This window comes from Dellaglioa algida, from assembly GCF_030127605.1.
In the GTDB taxonomy this organism is placed as follows: domain Bacteria; phylum Bacillota; class Bacilli; order Lactobacillales; family Lactobacillaceae; genus Dellaglioa; species Dellaglioa algida.
This window is the reverse complement of sequence record NZ_JANXLE010000012.1, coordinates 1-3,106: the sequence shown is the minus strand read 5'-3', so window position 1 is coordinate 3,106 and position 3,106 is coordinate 1. Positions and strand designations below refer to the sequence as shown.

At 48.2% G+C, this 3,106-nt stretch carries 1 rRNA gene; it reads right to left on the bottom strand.

Going from position 1 to position 3,106, the window contains the following annotated elements:
* Positions 1-64: 64 nt before the first annotated feature.
* Positions 65-2,984, bottom strand: a 23S ribosomal RNA gene (locus N0K73_RS08170).
* Positions 2,985-3,106: the final 122 nt, after the last annotated feature.

Genomic DNA, 3,106 nt, shown 5'->3' with positions numbered 1-3,106 from the left:
TTCTCTCAAAACTAGCTAATATTTATCATTGATTTTTAAGCCGTACACCGTTTCACACCACTTTGTGGTTAAGTCCTCGACCGATTAGTATTGGTCCGCTCCATACATCACTGTACTTCCACTTCCAACCTATCTACCTGATAATCTTTCAGGGGTCTTACTTCCATAAAGGAATGGGAAATCTAATCTCGAGGTGAGCTTCACACTTAGATGCTTTCAGCGTTTATCTCATCCATACATAGCTACCCAGCGATGCCCTTGGCAGAACAACTGGTACACCAGAGGTATGTCCATCCCGGTCCTCTCGTACTAAGGACAGCTCCTCTCAAATTTCCTACGCCCGCGACGGATAGGGACCGAACTGTCTCACGACGTTCTGAACCCAGCTCGCGTACCGCTTTAATGGGCGAACAGCCCAACCCTTGGGACCGACTACAGCCCCAGGATGCGATGAGCCGACATCGAGGTGCCAAACCTCCCCGTCGATGTGGACTCTTGGGGGAGATAAGCCTGTTATCCCCAGGGTAGCTTTTATCCGTTGAGCGATGGCCCTTCCATACGGAACCACCGGATCACTAAGCCCGACTTTCGTCCCTGCTCGACCTGTAAGTCTCGCAGTCAAGCTCCCTTGTGCCTTTACACTCTGCGAATGATTTCCAACCATTCTGAGGGAACCTTTGGGCGCCTCCGTTACCTTTTAGGAGGCGACCGCCCCAGTCAAACTGCCCACCTGACACTGTCTCCCACCACGATTAGTGGCGAGGGTTAGAGTGTTCATACAACGAGGGTAGTATCCCACCAATGCCTCCTCCGAAACTAGCGTTCCGGTCTCTACGGCTCCTACCTATCCTGTACAAGTTATACAAACACTCAATATCAAGCTACAGTAAAGCTCCATGGGGTCTTTCCGTCCTGTCGCGGGTAACCCGCATCTTCACGGGTATTATAATTTCACCGAGTCTCTCGTTGAGACAGTGCCCAAATCGTTACGCCTTTCGTGCGGGTCGGAACTTACCCGACAAGGAATTTCGCTACCTTAGGACCGTTATAGTTACGGCCGCCGTTTACTGGGGCTTCAATTCTGGGCTTCGCCGAAGCTAACTCATCCTCTTAACCTTCCAGCACCGGGCAGGCGTCAGCCCCTATACGTCATCTTACGATTTTGCAGAAACCTGTGTTTTTGATAAACAGTCGTTTGGGCCTATTCACTGCGGCTGACCTTTCGGTCAGCACCCCTTCTCCCGAAGTTACGGGGTCATTTTGCCGAGTTCCTTAACGAGAGTTCTCTCGCACACCTTAGGATACTCTCCTCGACTACCTGTGTCGGTTTGCGGTACGGGTAGTTATATTCTAACTAGAAGCTTTTCTTGGCAGTGTGACATCAGTTACTTCGCTACTTAATTTCGCTCCCCATCACAACTTGTCCTTAAAGTTAAGCATTTAACTCAACTTCAGACTTATTGCTTGGACGCACATATCCATCAGTGCGCTTCCTTAGCCTGCTGCGTCCCTCCATCGTTCAAACAAATATAACTAGTACAGGAATCTCAACCTGTTATCCATCGTCTACGCCTCTCGGCCTCGACTTAGGTCCCGACTAACCCTGGGAGGACGAGCCTTCCCCAGGAAACCTTAGTCATTCGGTGGACAGGATTCTCACCTGTCTTTCGCTACTCATACCGGCATTCTCACTTCTAAGCGCTCCACTAGTCCTTACGGTCTAGCTTCGTTGCCCTTAGAACGCTCTCCTACCACGGAACCCTAATGGGTTCCATCCACAATTTCGGTAACATGTTTAGCCCCGGTACATTTTCGGCGCAGAATCACTCGACTAGTGAGCTATTACGCACTCTTTAAATGGTGGCTGCTTCTGAGCCAACATCCTAGTTGTCTGTGCAATTCCACATCCTTTTCCACTTAACATGTATTTTGGGACCTTAATTGGTGGTCTGGGCTGTTTCCCTTTCGACTACGGATCTTATCACTCGCAGTCTGACTCCCGGATATAAATCAATGGCATTCGGAGTTTATCTGAATTCAGTAACCCTAGATGGGCCCCTAGTCCAAACAGTGGCTCTACCTCCATGATTCTTAATTCCGAGGCTAGCCCTAAAGCTATTTCGGAGAGAACCAGCTATCTCCAAGTTCGTTTGGAATTTCTCCGCTACCCACACCTCATCTCAGCATTTTTCAACATACATGAGTTCGGTCCTCCAGTGCGTTTTACCGCACCTTCAACCTGGACATGGGTAGGTCACTTGGTTTCGGGTCTACGTCTACTTACTATGGCGCCCTATTCAGACTCGCTTTCGCTACGGCTCCGTCTTATCAACTTAACCTCGCAAGCAAACGTAACTCGCCGGTTCATTCTACAAAAGGCACGCTATCACCCATTAACGGGCTCTAACTATTTGTAGGCACATGGTTTCAGGAACTATTTCACTCCCCTTCCGGGGTGCTTTTCACCTTTCCCTCACGGTACTGGTTCACTATCGGTCACTAGGGAGTATTTAGCCTTGGGAGATGGTCCTCCCGGATTCCGACGGAATTTCTCGTGTTCCGCCGTACTCAGGATACTGCTCTGAGGGACTTTCATTTAGTATACGGGGCTATCACCCTCTACGGCGAGTCTTCCCAGACTCTTCTACTATGAAAATCTTTGGTAACTCAAATGAGCAGTCCTACAACCCCAAGAAGCAAGCTTCTTGGTTTGGGCTCTTCCCTGTTCGCTCGCCGCTACTTAGGGAATCGATTTTTCTTTCTATTCCTGCAGGTAATTAGATGTTTCAGTTCCCTGCGTTTACCTCTATATAACCTATGTATTCAGTTAATAGTAACAGTCGATTAAAACTGCTGGGTTCCCCCATTCGGAAATCTCCGGATCAAAGCTTACTTACAGCTCCCCGAAGCATATCGGTGTTAGTCCCGTCCTTCATCGGCTCCTAGTGCCAAGGCATTCACCATGCGCCCTTGATAACTTAACCTAACTTTACTTAAAGCAAAGTGGTTTTGTTAAGAACTACGTTCTTAACTAATAAAACGCGGTGTTTCTCGGCTTATTGCTTAAAAATTTAATAAATATTATCTAGTTTTCAAAGAACAAATT